The organism is Acinetobacter sp. YH12142, from assembly GCF_013418435.1.
Lineage (GTDB): Bacteria > Pseudomonadota > Gammaproteobacteria > Pseudomonadales > Moraxellaceae > Acinetobacter > Acinetobacter amyesii.
The window spans coordinates 1-23,548 of the sequence record NZ_VPCB01000002.1; the positions used below are offsets into that span (position 1 = coordinate 1).

The 23,548-nt window shown below is 39.0% G+C and carries 23 protein-coding genes and 4 pseudogenes; 12 read left to right on the plus strand and 15 right to left on the minus strand.

Annotated elements, in window-relative coordinates; translation table 11 throughout:
• Positions 1 to 90: pseudogene (locus FTU77_RS01720) on the plus strand (IS5/IS1182 family transposase); the annotation flags it as partial.
• 34 nt (positions 91 to 124) lie between these two features.
• A pseudogene (locus FTU77_RS01725) lies at positions 125 to 430 on the plus strand (transposase); the annotation flags it as partial.
• 204 nt (positions 431 to 634) lie between these two features.
• Here FTU77_RS01725 and FTU77_RS01730 read toward each other — a convergent pair.
• The 4 genes and pseudogenes from FTU77_RS01730 to FTU77_RS01745 form a co-directional block, all read right to left on the minus strand.
• A complete protein-coding gene (locus tag FTU77_RS01730) occupies positions 635 to 847 on the minus strand; it encodes a hypothetical protein (RefSeq protein WP_078193454.1) in 213 nt (70 codons plus the stop codon).
• Positions 848 to 850: 3 nt separating this feature from the next.
• On the minus strand, positions 851 to 1,066 hold the full coding sequence (locus FTU77_RS01735; RefSeq protein WP_067766972.1) for a cold-shock protein: 216 nt from the start codon (positions 1,064 to 1,066) through the stop codon (positions 851 to 853).
• A gap of 125 nt (positions 1,067 to 1,191) precedes the next feature.
• The gene (locus tag FTU77_RS01740; protein WP_067766975.1) at positions 1,192 to 1,413 is read right to left on the minus strand and encodes a transposase; all 222 of its coding nucleotides are present in this window, start codon (positions 1,411 to 1,413) and stop codon (positions 1,192 to 1,194) included.
• Positions 1,414 to 1,916: 503 nt separating this feature from the next.
• Positions 1,917 to 2,159: pseudogene (locus FTU77_RS01745) on the minus strand (IS982 family transposase); the annotation flags it as partial.
• Positions 2,160 to 2,391: 232 nt separating this feature from the next.
• On the opposite strand from FTU77_RS01745, the pseudogene FTU77_RS01750 reads away from it, so the two are divergent.
• Positions 2,392 to 3,614: pseudogene (locus tag FTU77_RS01750) on the plus strand (IS256 family transposase).
• A 161-nt stretch (positions 3,615 to 3,775) separates the two neighbouring features.
• Here the strand turns inward: FTU77_RS01750 and FTU77_RS01755 are convergent.
• Entirely contained in the window at positions 3,776 to 4,006 is a 231-nt protein-coding gene (locus FTU77_RS01755; RefSeq protein WP_078190858.1) for a hypothetical protein, read from the minus strand.
• 236 nt (positions 4,007 to 4,242) lie between these two features.
• Between FTU77_RS01755 and FTU77_RS01760 the strand changes: the two genes are divergently transcribed.
• Together FTU77_RS01760 and FTU77_RS01765 are read left to right on the plus strand one after the other, a co-directional pair.
• Positions 4,243 to 4,719: a CinA family protein gene (locus FTU77_RS01760; protein ID WP_180041411.1), complete on the plus strand. Its 477-nt coding sequence runs from the start codon at positions 4,243 to 4,245 to the stop codon at positions 4,717 to 4,719.
• A 78-nt stretch (positions 4,720 to 4,797) separates the two neighbouring features.
• Positions 4,798 to 5,415, plus strand: coding sequence for an aminotransferase (locus tag FTU77_RS01765; protein ID WP_180041410.1), 618 nt, complete (start codon positions 4,798 to 4,800; stop codon positions 5,413 to 5,415).
• Between the two features lie 64 nt (positions 5,416 to 5,479).
• On the opposite strand, the gene prpC is transcribed toward FTU77_RS01765, so the two are convergent.
• Positions 5,480 to 6,616 carry a 2-methylcitrate synthase gene (gene prpC / locus FTU77_RS01770; protein WP_180005560.1) on the minus strand — a complete coding sequence of 379 codons (1,137 nt, stop codon included), beginning with the start codon at positions 6,614 to 6,616 and terminating at the stop codon, positions 5,480 to 5,482.
• Positions 6,617 to 6,619: 3 nt separating this feature from the next.
• Positions 6,620 to 7,504 (minus strand): methylisocitrate lyase, encoded by an 885-nt coding sequence (gene prpB / locus FTU77_RS01775; protein WP_078188636.1) that lies wholly within the window; start codon positions 7,502 to 7,504, stop codon positions 6,620 to 6,622.
• A 239-nt stretch (positions 7,505 to 7,743) separates the two neighbouring features.
• Here prpB and FTU77_RS01780 point away from each other — a divergent pair, with 239 nt between their 5' ends.
• The 3 genes from FTU77_RS01780 (at position 7,744) to FTU77_RS01790 (ending at position 9,998) form a co-directional block, all read left to right on the plus strand.
• The gene (locus FTU77_RS01780) at positions 7,744 to 8,397 is read left to right on the plus strand and encodes a TetR/AcrR family transcriptional regulator (protein ID WP_078188637.1); all 654 of its coding nucleotides are present in this window, start codon (positions 7,744 to 7,746) and stop codon (positions 8,395 to 8,397) included.
• 112 nt (positions 8,398 to 8,509) lie between these two features.
• Positions 8,510 to 9,430 carry an ornithine carbamoyltransferase gene (gene argF, locus FTU77_RS01785; RefSeq protein WP_078193464.1) on the plus strand — a complete coding sequence of 307 codons (921 nt, stop codon included), beginning with the start codon at positions 8,510 to 8,512 and terminating at the stop codon, positions 9,428 to 9,430.
• A 91-nt stretch (positions 9,431 to 9,521) separates the two neighbouring features.
• Positions 9,522 to 9,998: a hypothetical protein gene (locus FTU77_RS01790; RefSeq protein WP_180054365.1), complete on the plus strand. Its 477-nt coding sequence runs from the start codon at positions 9,522 to 9,524 to the stop codon at positions 9,996 to 9,998.
• Between the two features lie 330 nt (positions 9,999 to 10,328).
• On the opposite strand, the gene FTU77_RS01795 is transcribed toward FTU77_RS01790, so the two are convergent.
• The 7 genes from FTU77_RS01795 to rpiA all read right to left on the minus strand — a co-directional run bounded on the left by FTU77_RS01795 (position 10,329) and on the right by rpiA (position 17,549).
• Entirely contained in the window at positions 10,329 to 10,682 is a 354-nt protein-coding gene (locus tag FTU77_RS01795; protein WP_180054621.1) for a YnfA family protein, read from the minus strand.
• Positions 10,683 to 10,758: 76 nt separating this feature from the next.
• Positions 10,759 to 13,035 (minus strand): ATP-dependent Clp protease ATP-binding subunit ClpA, encoded by a 2,277-nt coding sequence (gene clpA / locus FTU77_RS01800; protein ID WP_078188640.1) that lies wholly within the window; start codon positions 13,033 to 13,035, stop codon positions 10,759 to 10,761.
• A 12-nt stretch (positions 13,036 to 13,047) separates the two neighbouring features.
• The gene (gene clpS, locus FTU77_RS01805; protein WP_180054367.1) at positions 13,048 to 13,461 is read right to left on the minus strand and encodes an ATP-dependent Clp protease adapter ClpS; all 414 of its coding nucleotides are present in this window, start codon (positions 13,459 to 13,461) and stop codon (positions 13,048 to 13,050) included.
• Between the two features lie 18 nt (positions 13,462 to 13,479).
• Positions 13,480 to 14,229, minus strand: coding sequence for a hypothetical protein (locus FTU77_RS01810; RefSeq protein ID WP_180054369.1), 750 nt, complete (start codon positions 14,227 to 14,229; stop codon positions 13,480 to 13,482).
• 79 nt (positions 14,230 to 14,308) lie between these two features.
• Entirely contained in the window at positions 14,309 to 15,355 is a 1,047-nt protein-coding gene (gene argC / locus FTU77_RS01815; protein ID WP_180007810.1) for an N-acetyl-gamma-glutamyl-phosphate reductase, read from the minus strand.
• Positions 15,356 to 15,984: 629 nt separating this feature from the next.
• Complete coding sequence (locus tag FTU77_RS01820) at positions 15,985 to 16,662, minus strand: SprT family zinc-dependent metalloprotease (RefSeq protein WP_180054371.1); 678 nt, start codon at positions 16,660 to 16,662, stop codon at positions 15,985 to 15,987.
• A gap of 215 nt (positions 16,663 to 16,877) precedes the next feature.
• Positions 16,878 to 17,549, minus strand: a complete 672-nt coding sequence (gene rpiA / locus FTU77_RS01825; protein ID WP_180004663.1) for a ribose-5-phosphate isomerase RpiA — start codon at positions 17,547 to 17,549, stop codon at positions 16,878 to 16,880.
• A 107-nt stretch (positions 17,550 to 17,656) separates the two neighbouring features.
• Here rpiA and ilvA point away from each other — a divergent pair, with 107 nt between their 5' ends.
• From ilvA to FTU77_RS01845, 4 genes are all read left to right on the plus strand, one after another.
• Complete coding sequence (ilvA, locus tag FTU77_RS01830) at positions 17,657 to 19,195, plus strand: threonine ammonia-lyase, biosynthetic (RefSeq protein WP_180007812.1); 1,539 nt, start codon at positions 17,657 to 17,659, stop codon at positions 19,193 to 19,195.
• Between the two features lie 194 nt (positions 19,196 to 19,389).
• Positions 19,390 to 19,857 carry a hypothetical protein gene (locus FTU77_RS01835; RefSeq protein ID WP_180007813.1) on the plus strand — a complete coding sequence of 156 codons (468 nt, stop codon included), beginning with the start codon at positions 19,390 to 19,392 and terminating at the stop codon, positions 19,855 to 19,857.
• Positions 19,858 to 19,961: 104 nt separating this feature from the next.
• Positions 19,962 to 20,621, plus strand: coding sequence for a TrkA family potassium uptake protein (locus FTU77_RS01840; RefSeq protein WP_168378595.1), 660 nt, complete (start codon positions 19,962 to 19,964; stop codon positions 20,619 to 20,621).
• A gap of 51 nt (positions 20,622 to 20,672) precedes the next feature.
• The gene (locus FTU77_RS01845; protein ID WP_078188650.1) at positions 20,673 to 22,010 is read left to right on the plus strand and encodes a TrkH family potassium uptake protein; all 1,338 of its coding nucleotides are present in this window, start codon (positions 20,673 to 20,675) and stop codon (positions 22,008 to 22,010) included.
• Between the two features lie 377 nt (positions 22,011 to 22,387).
• Here FTU77_RS01845 and FTU77_RS01850 read toward each other — a convergent pair whose 3' ends face one another.
• Entirely contained in the window at positions 22,388 to 23,545 is a 1,158-nt protein-coding gene (locus FTU77_RS01850) for a phospholipase A (protein WP_180007814.1), read from the minus strand.
• Positions 23,546 to 23,548 lie beyond the last annotated feature (3 nt).

Consider the following 23,548-nt stretch of genomic DNA (forward strand, 5'->3'; position numbering starts at 1 on the left):
AGAGGAATTGCCACAAGATACGATAAGCTAAAACGTAACTATCAAAGCGCTGTTGCTTTAGCTTGTATATTTATATGGTTGCCTCTTTAGCTCAATTTATCGGCTGTAAATGTCAACACACCCTAATACAGACCAAGGCAGTCAGTTTACCAGTGATGCATTTATTGATGTATTGAAATCAAATGGCATTCAAATCAGTATGGATGGTAAAGGTCGATGGGTTGATAATGTGATGGTTGAACGATTATGGCGGAGCGTTAAATATGAAGAGGTGTATCTCAAAGCCTACAGCAATGTTTTGGATGCGAAGAAGCAATTAAACGCATATTTTGAATTTTATAATTTGAAACGACCTCATTCGAGTCTGGACAAAATGACTCCAGATGAGTTTTACTATGACCAGCTACCACAACAAAATAAGGTAGCTTAACTAGAGCAGAGTATCACTTATAAATAAGCTTTTAGTTGTTCAAACATGTGGGACCACCTCTTTTTCACTGGCTTTAGGTAAAGGCCTGGTGCGTGGTTTCTTTTTGGGACGTATCTTTTTGGTTAGCGCTTTATATACATCAGGCTCCATATTTCACCCAATAAAAAACCTCCCGGAGGAGGTTAATTTAAATGCATGTAAAAATTAAAATAACTTAAATATTTTTCCAGTTTTATCACTGTAGAAATGCATATCAAAGCTAGGCTTAATTATTTCATCATCTATATTTAGATAACGGACGCAATCCCCAAAACTATTTGGCTCATCAGATGACTTTTCGCACATAGCTTCTAGTGTATAGACAGCGCCATGTTGATCAACCACATCTAACATTACTTTGTTTAATAAAGTTTCCATGTATTAGCCATCAATCCCAACGATTTCACTCGCTTGGAAACCACGTTGACCTTTTGATACGCTAAATTGTACACGCTGACCTTCAGCAAGTGATTTGAAACCACCTGAAATGATTTGAGAAAAATGAGCAAAAACTTCTTCGCCGTTATCAGCCGCGATGAAACCGAAGCCTTTAGTATCGTTAAACCACTTAACAGTGCCTGTAGTTAAATTTGACATAATAATTTCCTTTAATAATATTTAATATAGAGTTCTTGAAAAAATTAAGAAAATAAATAATTAATTTATAAATAATTTAATTAAAAAATTTTAGCTCTAAGTTGTTCAGGTTTAAGAGTGAGAGTTTAAAAATACAATTTATATAGTTTATTTAGTTCAGTATAAAAAGATTTACCATCAATATTTAAAGTTAGCTTTTGTCCTGACTCTAGGACAACTTGTTTAGCAACTTCAACTAAAGTTTTACCATTCAAATTGCTTTGAATTTTTTTTAACGGAATAATATTCACACGAATTTCATCGCCGTTAGTTGCTGAAGCAGTAGTCCAGCCGTTAGATATGTTCATTTATTGACTCATATAATGAGCTTTTGTAAACAGAATAGTATTAAAAATAAAACCAACTTTAATTTTGGAGATTGTTCACTTAAGAAAAATTTAAACTTATGATATTTACAGTAGCTATGAAATTTAAGAAAGATAAAAAAAATTAAATTAATATCTTAAAAATAGAATTTAAGGAAAACCCACGGATAGCTGCAGGCTTCCCTTGATCGGCATGATGCGAATTCATGCTATGCGTTAACTGTTTGAATTTGATGCTTGAACATCAGAATGGAGGGAATACGCAATTCCGTTAACAACTCAAACACTACCGTTCCGCTTACGGATTCGATCAAACACACTATATCAAATATTTTAATATATACCTAATGTTATCTCAATTTTATTTATATTTCATAACTTATAAATTAACTTTTTTGTTAGCTAGGCATATTCGGGGCATTAGGATTACAACACTTCATACTAATTTCTAAGTCTAGTTTCGCCTGTGCTTTGTCTGTCATATGGTAACATGGTAAGCTTTTAAACAAATGTCTTTTATCTTCTTTTAACCATGTGAAAAAGGCTTTGAAATTGCTGAAATAAGAACATTAATACCAAATGGCAATAAAGCAGATTTCTGAGATCGTCAGATGAGCACGTCTGATTCTTAAAGAATGGCTATTTTGTTTGAGAAAGTTCCAATAAGTTGCTTCAAATTTAAGAAAGAAATCATCAATTACGCAGAATAATTCGGTACTATTGAACATTAGGACTAGAGTTGTGAGTTTTGTGTGGTAACTCAACTGATGGCTCTAGTCTTCTTATTGTCAAGTTTATTTCTTATCCGCGATTCGGGTTAAATAATATCTGGGGGATTAAATAGCTGTTAGTCGAATAGCGAAGACGACACGATCAAGTGGTCTAAAAGAGACTGTAATTTAAATTGTGTAATTGCCTGAATTTGCTACCTTCATATTCACAACGGAGTCAGGCAATATGATGAACGAACAAAAACTAAAAGACCTTGCAGCAGAATTTGCTAAAGGAATCAAAACAGAAGACGATCTAAACCAATTCACCCGATTGTTGACTAAACTCACTGTTGAAACGGCTCTCAATGCCGGACTTACCGAACATCTCGGACATGAAAAAAATGCCCGTAAATCTGGCTCAAATTCACGCAATGGTTATTCTAGTAAGACTGTACTTAGCGATGATGGGGAGATTGAGATCACCACACCAGGTGATCGTTATGGTACTTTCGAACCTCAGTTGATTAAGAAAATCAGACCCGTATCACGCAAATGGATAACCAGATTCTATCCCTTTATGCCAAAGGTATGACCACCCGTGAAATCGTTGCTACCTTCAAGGAAATGTACGATGCCGATGTATCTCCAACGCTCATTTCCAAGGTGACTGATGCCGTCAATGAGCAGGTTGCTGAATGGCAAAACCGTCCGCTGGATGCAATCTACCCCATCGTTTATATGGACTGTATTGTAGTTAAAGTCCGTCATAATGGCAGTGTCATCAACAAGGCTGTATTCCTTGCCTTAGGCATTAATCTTGATGGACACAAAGAACTGCTCAGCATGTGGATGGCTGAGAATGAAGTTGCCAAGTTCTGACTAAATGTTCTGACTGAGCTGAAAAACCGAGGGTTGCAGGATATTCTGATCGCCTGCCTTGCGAAGCAGCGCTTCTCAGGACTAAAAGGCTTTCCTGATGCCATTAACAGCGTATACCCGCAAACCCACATCCAGCTGTGCATTATCCACATGCTACGCAACAGCTTGAAATACGTGTCATGGAAAGATTACAAGGTGGTCACTCAGGATTTAAAAGCCGTTTATCAATCACCCACTGAAGAGGCAGCCTTGATGGCCCTAGATCAATTTGCCCAAACATGGGATGACAAGTACCCACAGATCAGCAAAAGCTGGCGTACGCATTGGGAGAATCTGAATACCTTCTTTGCTTATCCAGCCGAGATACGCAAAGCCATCTACACTACCAACGCAATCGAGTCATTAAACAGCGTAATACGCCAAGCGATCAAAAAACGTAAAGTCTTTCCAACGGATGATTCTGTACGTAAAGTGATTTACCTGGCCATTGATGCAGCATCTAAAAAGTGGAATATGCCGATTCGCGACTGGCGTTTAGCCATGAGCCGCTTTATTATTGAATTCGGTGACCGCTTAAGCAATCACCTTTAAATTGATGAAAAGCAATTACACAAAATTTTTTACATGCTCCATTAAAAATACATATCTCCTTTAAATCTAGATTTATATATAAATTTGAGTCTGTCAAATACAAAAAAAACAGCTCCCAACTCAATGAGAACTGTATTTTTAATACTACAAATTGATCGAAATTAAACGGCAAGTACTTTCACAATAATGGTTTGCATGTCTTCATTTTCTTCCGCCAAATAAACACGCTTTAACTCTTTGCTTTTCACTTTGAATTGATGATTTTGATACTGAATTACAGCCGGAATTTGATCAAAATACAGGCTATCTGCGTCTAATTCTTCTTGAAAAAGTGGCGTGCCCAATTGATAGTCTAGGCTTTTTAATACTACATATTTAACAGTCGTTTTCATTGAAATAAACCTACTTTTGTTACGCTCTTTATTTTAAGTTTTAACATCGTTTTCCTTCCGAAGAAACCTTTATTTCATATTTTCGTACAGCTTCTAAACAATCACGCTATTTTCGTGAATTCCACAACACACACAGTACCAACTTAGACTTTTAGTGAAATTACAGGCGAGCGAAATCAATGCTAAAATTTTAAGAATACTAATGATCATTCACCATTCTACTTTGGGGTAAGCACATGCTTAAACTGTGTTGCGATGCTTTAGAACAAAAATCCATGACTATCGCGTTTATCGAGAGTGCGAGCTCTGGTTATTTATGTAGCCAATTTTCAATTTATAAGAATAGTGGTGCAGATATCTTGTTAGGTGGTCTTGTCAGCTATGATCCATCGATCAAGCGTGAAATTTTAAAAGTAGATCCTCTACTAATAGAAAAATTTACGGCCGAATCCGCAGAAGTGACTCAAGCGATGGCTGAGCAAGGACAACAACTATTTTTTCATGCGGACTTCGTGGTGGCCTGCACCGGATTACTCAAACCCGGTGGCAGTGCAACCGTAGAAAAACCCGAAGGAACATTTTATATTTCAATCTTACATGATGGTCGTATCTATAATTATCATTATTTTATTTTGGGTACGGCTTTAGAACGCCTAGATCAGTTAACTGAAAATGTTGCTCACAGTGTATTAGACATCTTAAATGCAGAATAAAACATACATAATCTTCATATTTAAATATCATTTTGCATCGCATACTGTATTGAGGAATTTACTTATCAGGACAAGAAAATGCAGCTACGTCATTTCAATGCATTCGCAATTAGCACCCTACTGTCCTGCTCTGCTTTCGCGACGGTAGGCGGCCCTCAAAACATTGAGGTTTTAGGTTTTGATAAAAAAGACCAAAAAATCTATTTAATGCGTCATTTTGAAGATGGTCGTGGTCGTTTACCACAATTATATTATTATCAATTAAATAGCCAAAAACCGACGCAATTAATTACAGTGAAGTCTTTGTATATTAATCCAAAGACAAAACGGATTGATTACGATCAAGACAGCACCCAGTTTGATAAAGAAATCGCGAAAATAAAAAAACGTTTAGTCAAATTAACACCAGTAAATAACAATAATGCTCGAATACAGTTATTAACAACCATGAATGGCACTGCTAAATCATGGTATGACCCCACTGAAACCATTGATAAATGGACCTATCAATATCGTGTTAAAAATTCGCAGTATAAAAGCGCTGTACAAAAGGCTGAGACCTATAAAGAAGGTTTAAAAATCTCTAAAACTTATCGTGTAGTGCAAAAGCCTTTTTATTTAGTAACTGTTAAATATCTAGGGATTCCATTTGAAACAGGATATAGCGTTGAAGATCCAGTTTTATTAACCAAATAGATTGTTAAATTAAATAACAAATAATAAAAAAGCCTCTTTTGAGGCTTTTTTATTACACTTAAAATTATGCTGCAGAACGCTCTGCAATTGGCACAACTTTACGTAATTCCGGACCTGTATAGTCTGCACTTGGGCGAATAATACGATTGTCCGCACGCTGCTCCATTACATGTGCAGCCCAGCCTGTTACACGTGACATTACAAAAATTGGCGTAAACAATTTCGTTGCAATATCCATGAAGTGATAAGCAGATGCATGGAAGAAATCTGCATTACAGAACAGTTTCTTCTCACGCCACATCACTTCTTCACAGCGTACTGATACTGGATAAAGTACCGTATCGCCAACGTCTTTCGCTAGGCGTTCAGACCAAATTTTGATGATGCCATTACGTGGATCATTGTCTTTATAGATCGCATGACCAAAGCCCATGATCTTTTCTTTACGCTCAAGCTTGCCGAGCATTTCACGTTCAGCTTCTTCTGGAGACGTCCAATTTTCAATCATTTCCATGGCAGCTTCATTTGCACCGCCATGTAATGGGCCACGAAGTGAACCAATCGCACCAGTAATACACGAATGCATATCTGAAAGCGTCGAAGCACATACACGTGCTGTGAAAGTAGATGCGTTAAACTCATGCTCTGCATACAAAATCAGTGATACGTTCATCACTTGCTCATGCAATTCATTTGGTTTTTCACCACGAAGTAAATGCAAGAATTGAGCGCCAATTGAATCATCATCGGTATTTTCTTCTACACGTACGCCATCATGGCTGAAGCGATACCAGTAGCAGATGATCGCAGGAAGCGTTGCCAAAATACGATCTGCAACATCTTGTTGTTCATCGAATGATTTTTCTGTTTCAAGGTTACCTAACATTGAAACGCCTGTACGCATCACGTCCATTGGGTGTGAGTCAGCAGGAATACGCTCTAAAACTTCTTTCAACGCTTGTGGTAATTGACGCAGTGATTTGAGTTTGGCTTTGTATGCTGCAAGCTGTTCTGTTGTTGGTAATTCACCAAAGAAAATCAGGTACGCGACTTCTTCAAACTGACAGTTTTCTGCCAAGTCTTGAACGTCATAACCACGATAGGTTAAGCCCGCACCACTTTTGCCTACAGTTGACAATGCAGTTTTACCAGCTACTTGTCCGCGCAGTCCTGCGCCCGTGAGTACTTTTCCTTCAGCCATTTTTTATTTTCCTTCAGTGAACAATTTATCTAAGGTGTTTTCAAAAGTGTGATAATCGAGGAATTGATAGAGTTCTTTTCGTTGTTGCATTTTATCCAGTACATTGACTTGTGTACCGTCATTGCGGATCGCATGCATTACTTCGAGTGCCGCTTTTTGCATTGCACGTGTTGGTGATAATGGGTAAAGCACCATTGAAATGCCTTGCTCGCCTAGTTCTTCTTTGGTGTAGTAAGGGGTATCACCAAACTCTGTAATGTTTGCCAGTACAGGTACACCAACAGCGTCGCAGACTGTTTTGTACATGGTGATGTCAGTCATCGCTTCAGCAAAGATCGCATCTGCACCCGCTTCTACACATGCACATGCACGGTCGATCACTGCTTGCAAACCTTCTTTTTGTAATGCATCTGTACGTGCCATCACCACAAAGTTTGAATCGGTTTTTGCATCGACTGCCGCTTTAATACGGTCAACCATTTCTTGTTGTGACACGATTTCTTTGTTCGGACGGTGTCCGCAGCGTTTTTGTGCCACTTGGTCTTCGATGTGAACTGCTGCTGCACCCGCAGCAATCATTTGTTTCACAGTACGGGCAATGTTAAATGCACCGCCCCAACCTGTGTCGATATCGACAAGTAATGGTGTATCTACACGTTCGGTAATACGACGAACATCTTCCAAAACATTGTCTAAACTGGTCATGCCTAAGTCAGGTAAACCATATGAATAGTTCGCAACACCTGCACCAGATAAATAAATGGCTTTATAGCCAACTTCTTTTGCCATCATTGCTGCATAGGCATTTACTGTGCCAATGATTTGTAATGGTTTTTCTACTTCCAATGCTTGTCTAAATCTTAAGCCTGCAGACGTTTGTTGTGTCATATTCCTTTCCACGGCATTTACTTTAATTTTCGAAGTTTGAGTATATCCATATTTTTTTCCAACTCTATGGCTTTGTAGAATATTAACTCTAAAACTTTAGTCAAATATTTCACTTATCACCTATCTGTTGTTATTCTTTAGTCAAAGATCCCTTATTTATTAGCAAAGCAGAAAAGTACTGAATTTTTTGCTATAATTATCATCAAATCAGCTATTTTTTTGTTAAATATTATCACTTTATGCAAGATTTAATACACATTGAACCTTTAACGCATGACCAGCCACAAACGCGGCGCGGACATGAACGATGTGTTGCGCTTTTAGAAAGTGCTACGGAGCTTTTTTTAAAACGTGGTTTTGATGCAGTTTCATTAGATGACATCGTGAATCATGCAGGTGGTTCAAAAGCGTCAATCTATAAATATTTTGGTAATAAAGACGGATTATTTAAGGCCATTTGTGACTATCGTCGCTGCTTATTTTTCAAAGATATTTGCCTACCATTTACGGTGAGCCCTGACACCGATATTCGTGCTTATCTCATCAATACTTTAAGTGACTTTCATCAGCATATCGTGATGCCTGAAAATGCGGCATTTATGCGTTTAGTCTTAGAACAAACAGGACGTAATCCTGAAATAGCACGTTATATTCATGAGCAAGGCCCAAAACAAATTCAGAACACCGTTGCAGAAATTTTAAATCAAGCGCATCAACACGGTTTGCTGTATTGTGAAAACCCGTTGTTTTCGGCTCAGTTTTATTTTGGAATTTTACGTAATTTAGAATGGCGCGTGCTCATGGGCATCACCATTGATGAAAATGATCAAGAAACAATCAATTACATCAGTTATTGCGTCGATCGTTTCCTAGACGGTCACCAAAAGCGCTAGATTTTTTGCAATTTACCTCTCTTATAGTATATTAATCGATTCCTTTTTCTCTAACCAACCAACAACTAATTGTTGTTTTGTTCTTTGATTCAGCAATTATTGTGGAGTAACAATGGCTCTACGTCACTTTCTAACTTTACGCGATTTATCGACTTTAGAACTTAACCAAATTGTACAGCGCGGTATCGAACTCAAGCGCAAACAACATAACAATGAAGTTTTCCAACCTTTCGTTGGTAAAGTCATGGGCATGATTTTTGAGAAATCGAGCACCCGTACACGTGTATCGTTTGAAGCAGGAATGAGCCAATTTGGTGGTAGCGCAATTTTCCTTTCATCTCGCGACTCTCAATTAGGTCGTGGTGAGCCAGTAGAAGATTCTGCGCGTGTGATTTCAAGCATGCTTGATATTGTGATGATTCGTACTTTTGGTCATGACATTGTTGAACGTTTTGCTTCTTATTCAAAAGTTCCTGTCATCAACGCCTTAACAGATGATCACCACCCTTGCCAATTACTTGCCGATGTTCAAACATTTGTTGAACACCGTGGTTCTATTGAAGGCAAAACGGTTGCTTGGATTGGTGATGGCAACAATATGTGTAACTCATATATTGAAGCGGCTCATATGTGGGGCTTTAAATTAAAAATCGCTGCACCTAAGGGCTATGAACCTAAAGCAGAATTTTTATCTGAATTTGCACACTGTGTTGAACTTGTTGATTCTGCAGAAGATGCTGCAGTTAATGCAGATTTAATCGTGACAGATGTTTGGGCAAGTATGGGCCAAGAAGAAGAACAAAAAATTCGTGAAAAAGCGTTTGCAGATTATCAAGTGAATGAACGCCTGATGGATCTTGCTCACGCTGACTGCCTATTTATGCACTGCTTACCTGCGCATCGTGGCGAAGAAATTTCTGAAAATATGCTTGATCACAAAAATGCCGTGGTTTGGGATGAAGCTGAAAATCGCTTACATGCACAAAAAGCACTTGTTGAATTTTTAATTAACGAAAATCTTAAAAAAGACTAAGGTTTTACTTAGATAAATGAAGCACCTTAAGGTGCTTTTTTTGTTTTTGCGTGCTTTAATAAAACCATAACTTTTATAAGTGATTTAAAATATGCACATTCAAAAACGCTTTTTAATTTTAGTCTCTTTGGGCCTAAGCACCGTTACATTTGCAGCATCTCCAACTGAGTTAGATCAATACCTCGTAAAAAAAGGAATTTTGGATGCTTCATATCAAATTAAAAATAAGACAGCATTAGATGAAATACTTTCTGCCATAAGTGACGAAGACTCTCGTACTCTTCCTTATCAAGTTGACCAAAATATGTTGATGGAAAAAATGGAAGTTTCAGCAGATAAAATAGAGATCGAAGGAATTATCACCACACCTGACTTTACACAATTTGCAGAATCGGTGGGTCAACAGCAAGTCAAACAACTGATCAAAAAGAATTCTCTACAAAATTGTGAATTGTTATTTGAGCATCAATTTCAACGTGTAAATCCATATGTGTTAGAAATGGACTTATCTTCACCTCAACAGAAATACGAAATCAAAATCCACAACGCTGAATGCAAATTTAAATAAACATCTGATGTTACGCACGCCAAAGTAATTTCGTATTTTAAAATGATTTTTAAGTTCATTCGACGGAGTCTTACATCTAGGGTTTGAATGAATGGATTGGCCTTCGGCTGGAGGTACTTTTGTTTCGACAAAAGTACCCAAAACCATTGCCATCCGCAAAACTCGTTCACTAGCACCTACTTATTCAAGGTATCGCAAAAACATTTTTGATTAAAAGTAGTCCTGTCTCAAACAATTGCGGATGACCTTTCCGCGTATTGTTCTTTTTATTTGAATCAGATTGCGCTTCTGATTTCTTACAGTTCTTGGTTTAACTTCTGCAATGTTTACTTAACGAATTAAACCTTGAGGCTGTAATACAATCACTGCCGCCCCCACCAATACAATAACGCCACCTAGCATATCCCATCGCGTTAGAGTTACGTGATCTACAAAACGCAACCACAGTAACGCAGAAAAAATGTAGATTCCGCCATAGGCTGCATAGATACGACCCGAAGCTGCTGGATGTAACGTCAATAACCAAACAAATGCAGCCAATGCAAGCGCTGTTGGAATCCATAACCACTGCGATTTTTGCTGATTTAAAATCAAATATGGGAAGTAACAGCCTAAAATTTCCATCAGTGCTGTCAGTGCAAATAAACCAAACGTGGTCAGCACTTTTGTAAATGCTATGTCCATCATAGAAAAATCCAAATCTAGCGTCGAATAAATATAAAAAACCCGTGCAAGCACGGGTTTTTTATAAATAAATTATTTAAGCAGGTTCAGCGGTTTGGTCTTCAAACACTTCGAGTTTTAAGCCCACAGCTTTACCATTTTCTTTCTTCACTGAAACAGCAACATTGCCGCCATGTTCCGCAAGCTCACCAAACAGAATCATTTCAGCAAGCGGTTTTTTCAAATGCTCTTGGATTAAACGCTGCATTGGACGAGCGCCCATCAAGCGATCGTATCCTTGCTCTGCCATCCATTCGCGTGCATCTTGGTCAACCTCAAGAACCACTTTTTTGTCATCTAACTGTGCCTGAAGCTCTGTTAAAAACTTATCAACCACACTTTCAATGACAGTTGTTGGCAATGCTTTAAATTGAATAACACCATCTAAGCGGTTACGGAACTCCGGAGAGAAGGCTTTTTTCATCGCGTCTTGGTTATCATTACTGTTATCTTGATCCATGAAACCAATGCTCACTCGTGAAATTGATTCTGCACCAATATTCGTAGTCAGTACTAACACGACGTTACGAAAGTCAGATTTACGACCATTGTTGTCCGTTAATGAACCATGATCCATAATTTGAAGTAACAAATTAAAGACATCTGGATGCGCTTTCTCAATTTCGTCTAGTAAAAGTACGCAATGCGGATTTTTATGAATCGCGTCGGTCAACAAACCTCCTTGATCAAAACCTACATAACCCGGAGGCGCACCAATTAAACGAGATACGGCATGACGTTCCATGTATTCAGACATATCGAAACGCACAAGTTCAACGCCTAACAATTTTGCCAATTGCTTAGTGACTTCAGTTTTACCCACGCCTGTAGGACCAGCAAATACAAAATTACCCACTGGCTTATCTGGTGCTTTAAGACCTGCACGAGATAATTTAATCGCAGATGCAAGCGCTTCAATCGCTTCATCTTGACCAAACACCACACGTTTCAGATCACGCTCTAGATTTTCAAGAACGCTCTTGTCATCTTTAGAGACAGTTTTCGGTGGAATACGCGCAATTTTCGAAACGATATCTTCAATGTTTTCAACTGAAATGACTGTATCATCTTGCTCAGCTTTTAAACGACGCTGCGCACCAGCTTCATCAATCACATCAATGGCTTTATCAGGCAAGAAACGATCATTGATAAATTTCGCTGATAGTTCAACCGCAGAAACCAACGCTTGATCTTCGTATTTCACATGATGGAATTCTTCAAATTTGCCTTTTAAGCCACGCAGAATATCAATCGTTTCTGAAATAGATGGTTCATTGACATCAATTTTTTGGAAACGACGAGATAATGCATGATCTTTTTCAAAAACTTGACGATATTCTTGGAAAGTCGTTGAACCGATACAACGTAAAGTACCATTCGCCAAAGCTGGCTTGATGAGGTTCGATGCATCCATCGTGCTGCCCATACTTGAGCCTGCACCGATGATCATGTGAATTTCATCAATAAATAAAATAGCTTCAGGCTTTTTCTTCAAGGCATTTAGCAGTTGTTTTAAACGCTTTTCAAAATCACCACGGTATTTAGTTCCAGCAACTAAAGCACCAATGTCTAAACTAAATACTTCTGCATTTTCAAGCGGTTTAGGAGCTTTGCCATTTACAATGAGCCAAGCCAAACCTTCAGCAATCGAAGTTTTACCGACACCTGGGTCACCCACCAAAAGTGGGTTGTTTTTACGACGGCGGCACAGAATTTGAGCTGTACGTTCAATTTCTTTTTCACGACCAATCAGTGGATCTGTTTTGCCTTTTTGAGCTTCAACATTGAGATTGGTCGTATAAAGCTCTAATGGGCCAGAATTTGAAGACGTGGTGCTTTCACCATCGAGCTCTTCAATTTCCTCTTCAGCTTGGACTTCATCTTTACGTGTGCCATGTGACAAATACTGCGTTAATGTCAAACGGTTGATTTGATGGCGTTTAAGTAAATACACCGCAAATGAATCACGCTCTGAATACATCGCAACTAAAATATCTGCACCTTCTACAGTGCGGTCATTACCACTCGATTGAACATGGAAAATTGCACGCTGCAAAATACGATCAAAACTTTCTGTAGGATGTGGTGCTTGATCGCTATTTTCGCCAAGCTTAGGGGTATGTTGTTCTACGTATTCTTCAAGTTCTTTGCGAAGTACAATAATGTCTGCGCCACATGCTTTCAATGCATTAACAGCGGAATCATTATCCAGTAAAGCCAATAATAAATGTTCTACCGTCAAAAATTCATGTCTCTTTTGACGAGCCATGCTGACAGCCAAACGTAGTGATACTTCTAATTGACGACTGAGCATGTAATCCCCTTATTAATCTTTTGGCTCAATCTGACAAAGTAATGGATGACTTTGCGACCGAGCGTAATTATTGACCTGATTTGCTTTAGTCTCTGCGATGTCTCGCGGATAAACCCCTGCAACACCCTTTCCTTCATAATGTACAGTTAGCATTACTTGAGTGGCTTGGTCAAGATTCAAAGCAAAGTATTGTTGTAAAATTTCAATTACAAAGTCCATTGGGGTGTAATCATCGTTCATTAAAACGACAGCATACATAGGAGGACGCTTTAACTCAGGTGGCGCAGTCAATACTTGAATGTCTGAATCACCATCATCCTGCGTACCTTGGCTGAGAGTCAGGTTTAGATGCCAGTCCACTAAACCAGATTGGTAAAATGAATTTTTAATGTCAGATAAACACGTTTGACGCTTATTGGTTCGCATAGGATTTAGGTTTCACACTTAGTTTGCACTTGCTTCAGTTTGAGGAATTTCTGAAAGGAAGGCAGATTGATTTTCAACAGGCTGACCTTTCGACCAGCTAAAACGGCGAATAACGGGTTTAGAACCGCTTAAACGCACTTCAATAAAGTCTGGACTAAAGCCTTTTGGCATGGTCCAACGTCCAGTGAGTCGCTCACTTTCGCTAAAGTTAAAGTTTTTGTCTTCTAAAGGTACTGCAAGTACTTCTGTACCCTTAATTAGACGCAGCTCAACACTTCCAGACACATTACTTTTTGACGGACTTACTTGAACGAGATCAAGTTGGTATTCATACGCATTTTCAGGTAAAGGTTTAATCGCTAAATGTTGTACTGCAAGAGGCATACCACCACGTTGGCGCAATACTTCACGATACAAAACACTCAAATTACCAGTTAATTCTTGATCATCACGTGCTTTTTTAACAGCCAAATATAAATCATTTGAATTACTTACAGCGACATCACGCTCTTGGATTGCCGCATTCAAACTTTTATTTAGGCCTGCTAATTCAGTTTTTTGCTTTTGCACCACATCAACAAGTTGCTCTGCATCTGCATCATAACCGACCACAGTTAAGCCCTGACGATGACCGATACTATATCCGAGCAAACCGCTGCTCAATGCAAGTACAACTGCACCAATCGCCAGTGGCATATTCGTCTTCATAAAAGGCGTTTTTTCACTGTTTTCAGATTCTGACTTGAAATTAGATTCTGTATTCGACATCGTCATCTCTTATTTTTAATTCACTCAAGGCACACATTAAAATCCAGTTTTAAATGTGTGTGAAGTTTTAAATCGTTTCTTATGGTAATAAACCAATGCCTTGAAGTCCTGCATTTTCAGCAAAACTAAACATCAAGTTCATATTTTGTACGGCTTGGCCTGCAGCACCTTTCACCAAGTTGTCTTGAGCCACCAAAATCACCAATTTTTTCGGTTGAGGTTTGCAAATCGCAATACGTAATTGGTTCGCACCACGCACAGTACGTGTTTCAGGTGAGCTACCTGCAGGCATAACATCTACAAACTGCTCATTGGCATAGAACTGTTCATATATGCTTTGTAAATCCGCAGAAGCACCTGCGTCTGTCAAATCAATATAGATAGTGCTGAGCATGCCACGAATCATCGGTACTAAATGCGGTACGAATAAAATTTCGTTAAACACACCTTTTTGACCTGAAATATTTTCTAAGGCTTCTACAATTTCAGGATGATGACGGTGACCCGCTACACCATAAGCTTTAAAGTTATCTGCATTTTCAGAATAGATCATACCCAGGCTGGCTTTACGACCTGCACCAGACACACCTGATTTTGCATCAATAATAATGCTTTCAGGTTTCACTAATCCTTCAGCTTTTAATACTGGCGCTAAACCGAGCTGAACAGTTGTTGGGTAACAACCTGGGTTACCAATCACTGAAGCCTTTTGAATTTTTTCACGGTTTAATTCAGACAAACCGTAAACTGAATCTTTTAATAATTCTGGGCAAGCATGGTCGAGGCCATACCATTTCTCAAATTGAGCTAAGTCTTGCAAGCGAAAGTCAGCAGCAAGGTCAATCACTTTAGTATTTGCAGCAACTAACTCTTCTGCGTGTTTCATTGCAACACCGTGCGGCGTCGCAAAGAATACAACGTCACATTGTTTTAGTTCTTCAATATTTAGATCTGAATAGCAAAGGTCTGTATGTGCACGCAAGCTTGGGAACATATCATCCACACGGCGGCCATTTTCAGTACGCGAAGTTAAAACTTTCACTTCTGCATTTGGGTGTCGCAGTAAAATACGCAGTAATTCAACACCTGTGTAACCTGTACCGCCGACAATACCTACTGAAATCACGCTCTTTACCTCTATTCAAAGTATCCATTTGATGACTGCGTAGTATGACAGGAAGTTACGGTTTTCTGAACTGTTTTGACATATAAAGCTTCACTTTATAATGTTAGCTTATCTTCTGAATCCTATTAAGTCAGATCATGCATATAAATCCTGATCATTACCTATCCACAGCTCAAGGTCGTGTCTTCACTAAAGAAAGAAATATTCCAGCATGACAATGCTGTTTTGACGCTTTTAAGCATGAATTAAAAACTAACCCAAAGGTTAAAATCATTTATATATTGATCGGATGCCAAGGGGCTGGGAAATCAACTTGGGCCAAAAACCAAATATCCCGCGAACCTGAAAATATTATTTTTGATGCTATTTTAGTAAAGCAATCTGAACGTCTACCGATAATTGAGCAAGCTAAATAATTGGGTAAAAAATGCGTTGCTGTATGGTTTCAAATCCCGCTCGAAGTATGCATAAAAAGAAACGCTCAACGCCCTTCAGATGAAATAGTCGATCTGATGGCATTAACCAATGTTTATTACGCATTAGAACCGCCTACATACCAAGAAGGATTTGATTTAATTGAAATAATATATTAAGAAATGCTTTAGTGTTTACAACTTAGTGCCTTTAATTCAGAGCACCCACCACCAAGGCATTGCCGTCATTTTTAGTATTTTTCGATGCTGCTGAAAATTTATATCATGCTTTTGCACTTCAGCCCAAAAGTTTGGGCTATGGTCAAAGTGCTTGGTATGCGCTAACTCATGTACAGCCACATATCGTACAACTTGCTCTGGAAACAGCACCAATGCGCTATTCAGCATAATATCATGGCGCGCTGAACAGCTTCCCCAGCGCGTTTTGGGCTGACGAATTGAGCAATCACTATATTTCAAGCCTGTTTCACTGCTCACTTGCTTTAAATAAATTGGTAAATACTCTTTGGCATAAGCAATCACAAAGCTTTTTAAATATTGCTCAGGCTGTCGATCACTGATGAATAGTTGATGGCTTTCGTCATCCAAGATAAATGAATGTTTTTGCGTTTGATAAACAACCATTAACGGTAGTTCTAAATTAAATAACTTTAATTTTATTGGCAGACTTCGATCCTGCAGCCCTGCTTTTTCCTGCTGCTTCTGCCATGTCTCAATCATCCATTGTTCTGATTGTTTCAGAAAATCTTGCACTTGGCGCTGTGTACAAAATTGCGGCACTGTTAATTTAATTTGAGTTGGTTCTACTCGCAATCTTAAGCGTGTGGCACATAATTTTCGGGTGATTTGAATTTCAGGGAGGTTGGGAGTCATTTATTCTTTTTAAAAGCTTATTAATAATGCATAAAATTTAACTTTAAGCAGTTTTCAAAAGTATATTGAGGGTTCCTTCTCCCTCTGGGAGAAGGTTAGGATGAGGGGGACATTTAAATTGACCTCTCCCTAACCCTCTCCTCAAAGGAGAGGGAACTTCCATTAGAAATTTAAATATAAATCGAAACTCTATTTACATTTAAATTTTCTATAGATTAAACCGCTGTACGCTCTTCAATACCGTTATCAGTGGCTACAACCGCAATATCCGCCTTGTTTAGAGCAAAGATACCGTTACACACTACACCCGGAATATTGTTTAAAGTTTTTTCAAGTTCCAATGCATTTAGGATATTTAAGTTGTGTACGTCTAAAATTACATTACCGTTATCTGTTACTACGCCTTCACGGTACACAGGATCGCCGCCTAAAGAAACGATTTTACGTGCCACAGCAGAACGTGCCATTGGAATCACTTCTACAGGAAGCGGAAATTCACGTGCCAACTGATCAACCCATTTAGAATCATCTACGATACAAACGAATTTTTTCGCAATAGACGCCACGATTTTTTCTCGAGTCAACGCAGCGCCGCCGCCTTTAATCATGTGCATATGACGGTCGATTTCATCTGCGCCATCCACATAGGCATCTAAACCACCAACATGGTTCATATCAACCACTTCAATGCCTAATTTTTTCAAACGTTGTGCAGTTGCTTCAGAACTGGCAACCGCAGCTTCGAGTTGAAGCTCTGGCAATAATTCGATGAGGAAGTTCACAGTACTTCCTGTACCAACACCCAAAATACCGCCCTTTGGCAAATGCTTTAATGCAGCTTTTGCGGCAGCTTGTTTCTTTTCATCTTGGGTAGCATACAGACTCATAACTTGGCTCAACTATTTTTTGACATTTGTTGCTGATTTTACAGCCCAAATGTACGGGTGTTTGTTACAATGAACGCCTATTTTAAACTGTTAGATGGAAAATTAACATGCTGTCTCGTTTGGTTCGACAAATATTACAGGCAACAGTCTATGACGTTGCAATCGAAACCCCACTCGAAGCAGCGCCACGAATTAGTGAAAAACTAAACAATAACATTCGCTTTAAACGCGAAGATTTACAACCTGTCTTTTCTTTCAAGCTACGCGGTGCCTACAACCGTATTAGTCAATTACCGAAATCTCAGTTGGAACGTGGCGTTATTACTGCTTCTGCAGGTAACCATGCTCAAGGCGTGGCGTTATCTGGTAAAAAGTTGGGTATTCGCGCCATTATTGTTATGCCTAAAACCACACCAGACATTAAAGTACAAGCGGTTAAACGCTTAGGTGGTGAGGTAGTTCTGCATGGTGATTCTTTTGACGTAGCCAATAAATATGCAATCCAATGTGCAAAAGATGAAGGTATGACCTTTATTCCACCTTATGACGACGAACTCGTTATGGCCGGTCAAGGAACCATTGCCAACGAAATTTTGCGTCAATGGCGTGATGTAGAGTATGTATTTGTTGCTGTTGGCGGTGGCGGTCTCATTGCCGGTGTAGCTGCTTATTTAGGTGATGTGGCACCGCATGTTAAAGTCATTCCTGTTGAATATGACGAATCAGCATGTTTAAAAGCAGCCTTTGAAGCTAATGAACGTGTCATTCTTCCATCTGTTGGTCTTTTTGCCGACGGTACAGCAGTTGCACAAATTGGTGAAAAACCATTTGAAGTGATTCAGCTACAAAAATCAGATAACTCAGGCCCAATTGTTGAGCGTGACGTTATTTTGGTGAATACAGATGAAATCTGTGCTGCAATTAAAGATACCTTTGATGAGTGCCGCAGCATTGTAGAGCCGTCAGGTGCAATGGCGCTTGCAGGTATTAAGAAGTATGTTGCAGAGCATGGTCTAGAAAATAAAAATATGGTGTCGATTGTATGCGGCGCTAATATGAACTTTGACCGTCTGCGCTACATTGCAGAACGTACTGAACTGGGTGAACGTAAAGAAGCGATCTTTGCTGTGACCATTCCAGAAGAAAAAGGTTCATTCCTCCAATTCTGCCGCGCACTACAAGGCCGTAACATCACTGAGTTTAACTACCGCGCAAGCTACTCAAGTGCCGCTCAAGTGTTTGTGGGTATTAGTCTCAAAAATGGCGAAAAAGAACGTCAGGAAATTTTTGAAACCTTAAAATTCCAATACGATGTAGACGATCTTTCAGACGATGAAGTGGCTAAACTCCATATCCGTTATTTAATTGGCGGTCATGCCGATATCGAGAATGAACGCCTATTCCGCGTGGAATTCCCTGAACGTCCAGGCGCATTACTGACTTTCTTAGAACGTCTAGGCCCAACGCATAACATCACCCTATTCCACTACCGTAACCACGGTGCTGCGGAAGGTCGTGTATTGGTGGGTATGGAAGCAACGGATGCGAAACAAAACCCAGATGGTTTGATTGAAACATTGGAAAATATTACCTATCCATATGTTGAGATTACCAATAACCTCGGTTATCAACGTTTCTTGAAATAAGTAAAATTTCTATATGAAAGCTGGGATCTAGGTTCCAGCTTTTTTATTTGCATCAACTATTTCCTGAATCAAAATAAATAAATTCATCAAATTAATTCATCAACGCTGTCATTGTTGTTAATTTAACCATACCCTATAATCCATTGAAAATAAAACAAAATGGATATTTAAAATTGAATTTTTATGCCTTATTTATGATCGCTATTGTAGGTTTAGGTGGATATTTTTATGCATATCCGGCTTATCAACTTAAGCAAGAGGAAGATAAGATTCGTCAAAGTATGAAACAAATTCCAAATCAGTCCCGTACGCAAAATCTAGAAAATATTTACGGCTATACCGCGCAAGCTGAAATGTTGAATCAATATCCAAATTACATTGTATATATTCGCTTTGATGAGCTAAGTGATCAAACCGCTCCCGAACCTGTTCAAGCCATCATCCGTGAATTTTCATGCGATGGCTTAAACCGTTTAAAGAACAATTCTGAGCTCGTTCGTAAAGCCACCTTAAATGTCATTAAAGAAGATCAGCATCAATTTCAATACATTCTAAAAAATAAATTAGGCTATGAAATTTTTAAATACCAACAAGTTATGGATAATTGCCCCAATATTGTTGAACTTTATGCCTATCAAAATGCTGAAGAAATTAAAAATTAGAGCTTTTCGGTTTAGATGGATTATGTAAATTTCCATAGCCGCTCCAGGCTGAACAAGCTAACATCAACATATTCAATAACTTTAGAATAATTTAGGAATACGGCATGGCTCAATTCGCTGTGATTGGCTTAGGAAGTTTTGGCGCAACTGTAGCCACTGAACTCATGGGTTTAAAACACGATGTCATTGGAATCGATAGCAACAAAAAGTTTGTTGAAAGTATTTCGGACCAACTGACCCATGCAGTGATTGCTGACGCAACAGATGAGCACGTTTTACATGAACTCAATATTCAAAATTGTGAAGCCGTCGTAGTCGCAATTGGTGAAGATATTGAAGCCAGCATCTTATGTGTGCTCCATCTTAAAAACATGGGGATCAACAAAATTTGGGCCAAAGCCAAGTCCAAAGCGCATCACATGATTTTAACCCATTTAGGCATCAGCAAAATCATCCATCCTGAAGAAGATATGGGTGTCCGTGTTGCTCAGTCACTAAGTTATCCAATGGTGAGCCGCTACATGGTGCTCGAAGATGACCATTATTTGGTGAAAGTTGAAATTAAAGAATCACAACAAGGCACGCGTTTAAATCAAATAATGGATCATGTCCCTGAAGTGAAGACGATTTTGCATAAACGTGGCACCGAGCTTCAATATAGTTTAGATCCGAACCTGATTTTACAAACAGGCGATATTTTAGTGGTTGAAGGTTTACTCGAACATTTACGTCGACTGGCTAAACACTTTAAAGCAACTTTGTAATCAGCGTCGAGCTCCTTTTGCACATAATCACGCAAGATGACAGTAAAAAACATGAAACTGCACAATAAACAGCGTAATACCATTAATCTCAGCCCACCCAGTATTTTGGCATTGGGTTTTCTTGGGCTCATTATCATTGGCACCTTGCTGTTAAAGCTCCCATATTCACATCATGGTGATTTAAGTTGGATCAATGCCCTCTTTACAGCGACCTCTGCCGTAACCATTACTGGACTTTCAGTTGTGAATGTCGGCGAAGCCTATACGGTGTTTGGTAAAGTCGTGATTATGGGTTTACTACAATGCGGTGGTCTCGGTTTTATGACCTTTGCGATATTGGCCGCTATGAGTTTGTCCCCTAAAATTGGGCTAAAACAACAAATTATGGCTCAAGAAACCATTGGACAAACCAGTCTTGCCAAAGTGACCATGACTATTAAAGGCGTACTGCTTTATTCGCTATTTTTTGAAATGGTGGGAACGGTTATTTTGACCATCGCTTGGATGCAAGAATACAATTTTAACCAGGCCCTGTTCTATGCTGCCTTTTATAGTGTTTCAGCATTTAATAATGGTGGATTTTCATTATTTCCCAATAGTTTAATGAGCTTTGCTGACCGTTATTTCATTACGTTTACCATCAGTATGCTTTACATTATTGGGGGTATCGGCTTTTTGGTACTGATGGACATTAAGCGCAATAAAAGTTGGAAAAAACTCAGTACCAATAGCAAGCTGATTTTATCGACTATTGCGGGTTTAAATGTCTTTGCCTTCATCACCATTTGGTTATTAGAAGCTAATAATGCTGCTACCTTAGCTACGATGTCACTTGGTGACCAAGCCCTAAATGCTTGGTTCCATGCAACTGTTCCGCGCTCTTCGGGTTTTAACAGCTTACCCATGGAAAGCATGAGCGATGCATCTTCACTGATCACGATGTTACTGATGTTTATTGGTGGTGGTTCTCTCAGTACAGCTGGTGGCATCAAAGTCGGGACGTTTATTATTGTTGTACTCAGTGTGGTCAGTTTTTTAAGACGTGAAGATGAACTGCGTGTGTTTAACCACTCTGTTTCTGAAAAAACGACCTTTAAAGCATTAGCGGTGATTTTCATTACAGTAACGTTGATTTTCATTGGCTTTTTCAGTCTATTGCTTCTCGAACCTGATAAACGCTTTTTAGATTTGTTGTTCGAAGCGGTATCCGCTGCCTGTACAGTAGGCCTATCTCGTGGCATCACCAGTGACTTACAACCTGCTAGTTTAGTTGCCCTGATGTTATTAATGTTCGCAGGTCGACTTGGACCCTTAACACTGGCTTATCTGATTGCCACACCGAAGAAGAGTCGCTTAAAACACCCACCTTCTGAGATTCAGATTGGTTGATTTGTACATTTTCTCACAGTTATAAAAAAACCACGCCATAGCATGGTTTTTTTATTTACTGATGTTACATAGTAACATCAGTAGCGTAATTTGATTCAAATGAAAGAACGATACGCGGTAAGGTCATCCGCAAGTGTTTGAGACAGGATGACTTCTAATCAAAAATGTTTTTGCGATACTTTAAGTAAATAGACGCTAGAGAGCGAGTTTTGCGGATGACAATGGTTTTGGGTACTTTTGCCTAAACAAAAGTACCTCCAGCCGAAGGCTAATCCCTTTATTCAATCCCTAGATATAAGACTCCGTCGATTAGACTTAAAAGCATCTTAAAAATGCGAAATTACTTTTACGTCCGTAAATTAATTATTGAGCAATCATTAAAACCAATTCATTAATGATACACCGACACCGACATAGGTTGCCCGATGGTTATAGTCAATCAGGCTTTCACCATAGCCATCAAACAATTGAACTGTGCCGCGTAATTTACCATTGATTGGGAAAGTCCAATCGAACTGCACCGCACCATGTGAATCATCACCACCTTTCAATGAATGACGTAACATCAAACTAAAGTCATGATCTTTATGACGATAAAACGCTGTTAAATCCCCACGTCCCACATAATCGGTAATGTCAGGGTTGTTATCATCTTTGGTATCTTCTTCGAAACGATACCAAGGACGTAACATCAGTGCAAAATTGTCACGTTCAAATCCAAGATTTAACATGACACGATTCCAACTCCGCGATAAAGGATCAGAACGCCCATTAGACTGATGGTTAAAAGTTAAGCCCAGCATACGCCAGTTCAAACCCAAGAGTTCATAGTTGGTACGAAAAACCAGACTAGCTTCAGGCTCATAGTTGGTTTCACGGAATGGTCGTGATTCGTCTTCATTGTAGACTTGCCAACGAGAAGACTGGGTATAGCCCAACCAGATATCACCATTATCACCAAATAAGTTTTCAACAGCTTTGGTTTTTAATGACAATTGGAATTTGGCTTCCATCGATTTCAGGTTTTGTTCCTGATCGGCTTGTACCGTGTTGTTTTCATTCGGGCTTGATGGACGTTCATTTTTATCCGAAGTCCAATATCCCGGCATTAAATACACAGGTTGATAGCCACGAATATTCCACGTCCCCAATTTACTTTCTGGAGAAAGCTCCCAACGACTATCCAATAGTGAAAGATTTGGATTGAGGTTCGGTGCTTCTACAGCAAATAAACGGTCCGTAAACGCATGACTGACTTTTTCTTTGAAAGTTAGTTTCTCTGTCGGTTCAGGCTTAATTTCTTGTGCGGCTTGGCGCTCAGAAACCAACATTTCTTTTTCAGCAGGTTGCACTTTAAACAAAGCGTCATAACACGATAATCGCTCTGCATTTGACTCAAGTGCCACACATGCTTCAGCGGTAGCTGGTTTAACAGCCACTTCCGCATTTTGTGCATTTACAGTACTGACATACATTGAACTGAGCGCAATGAGGCTCAGTTGCAATGTCGTACGCTCAAGAGATTTGAACGCCATAAA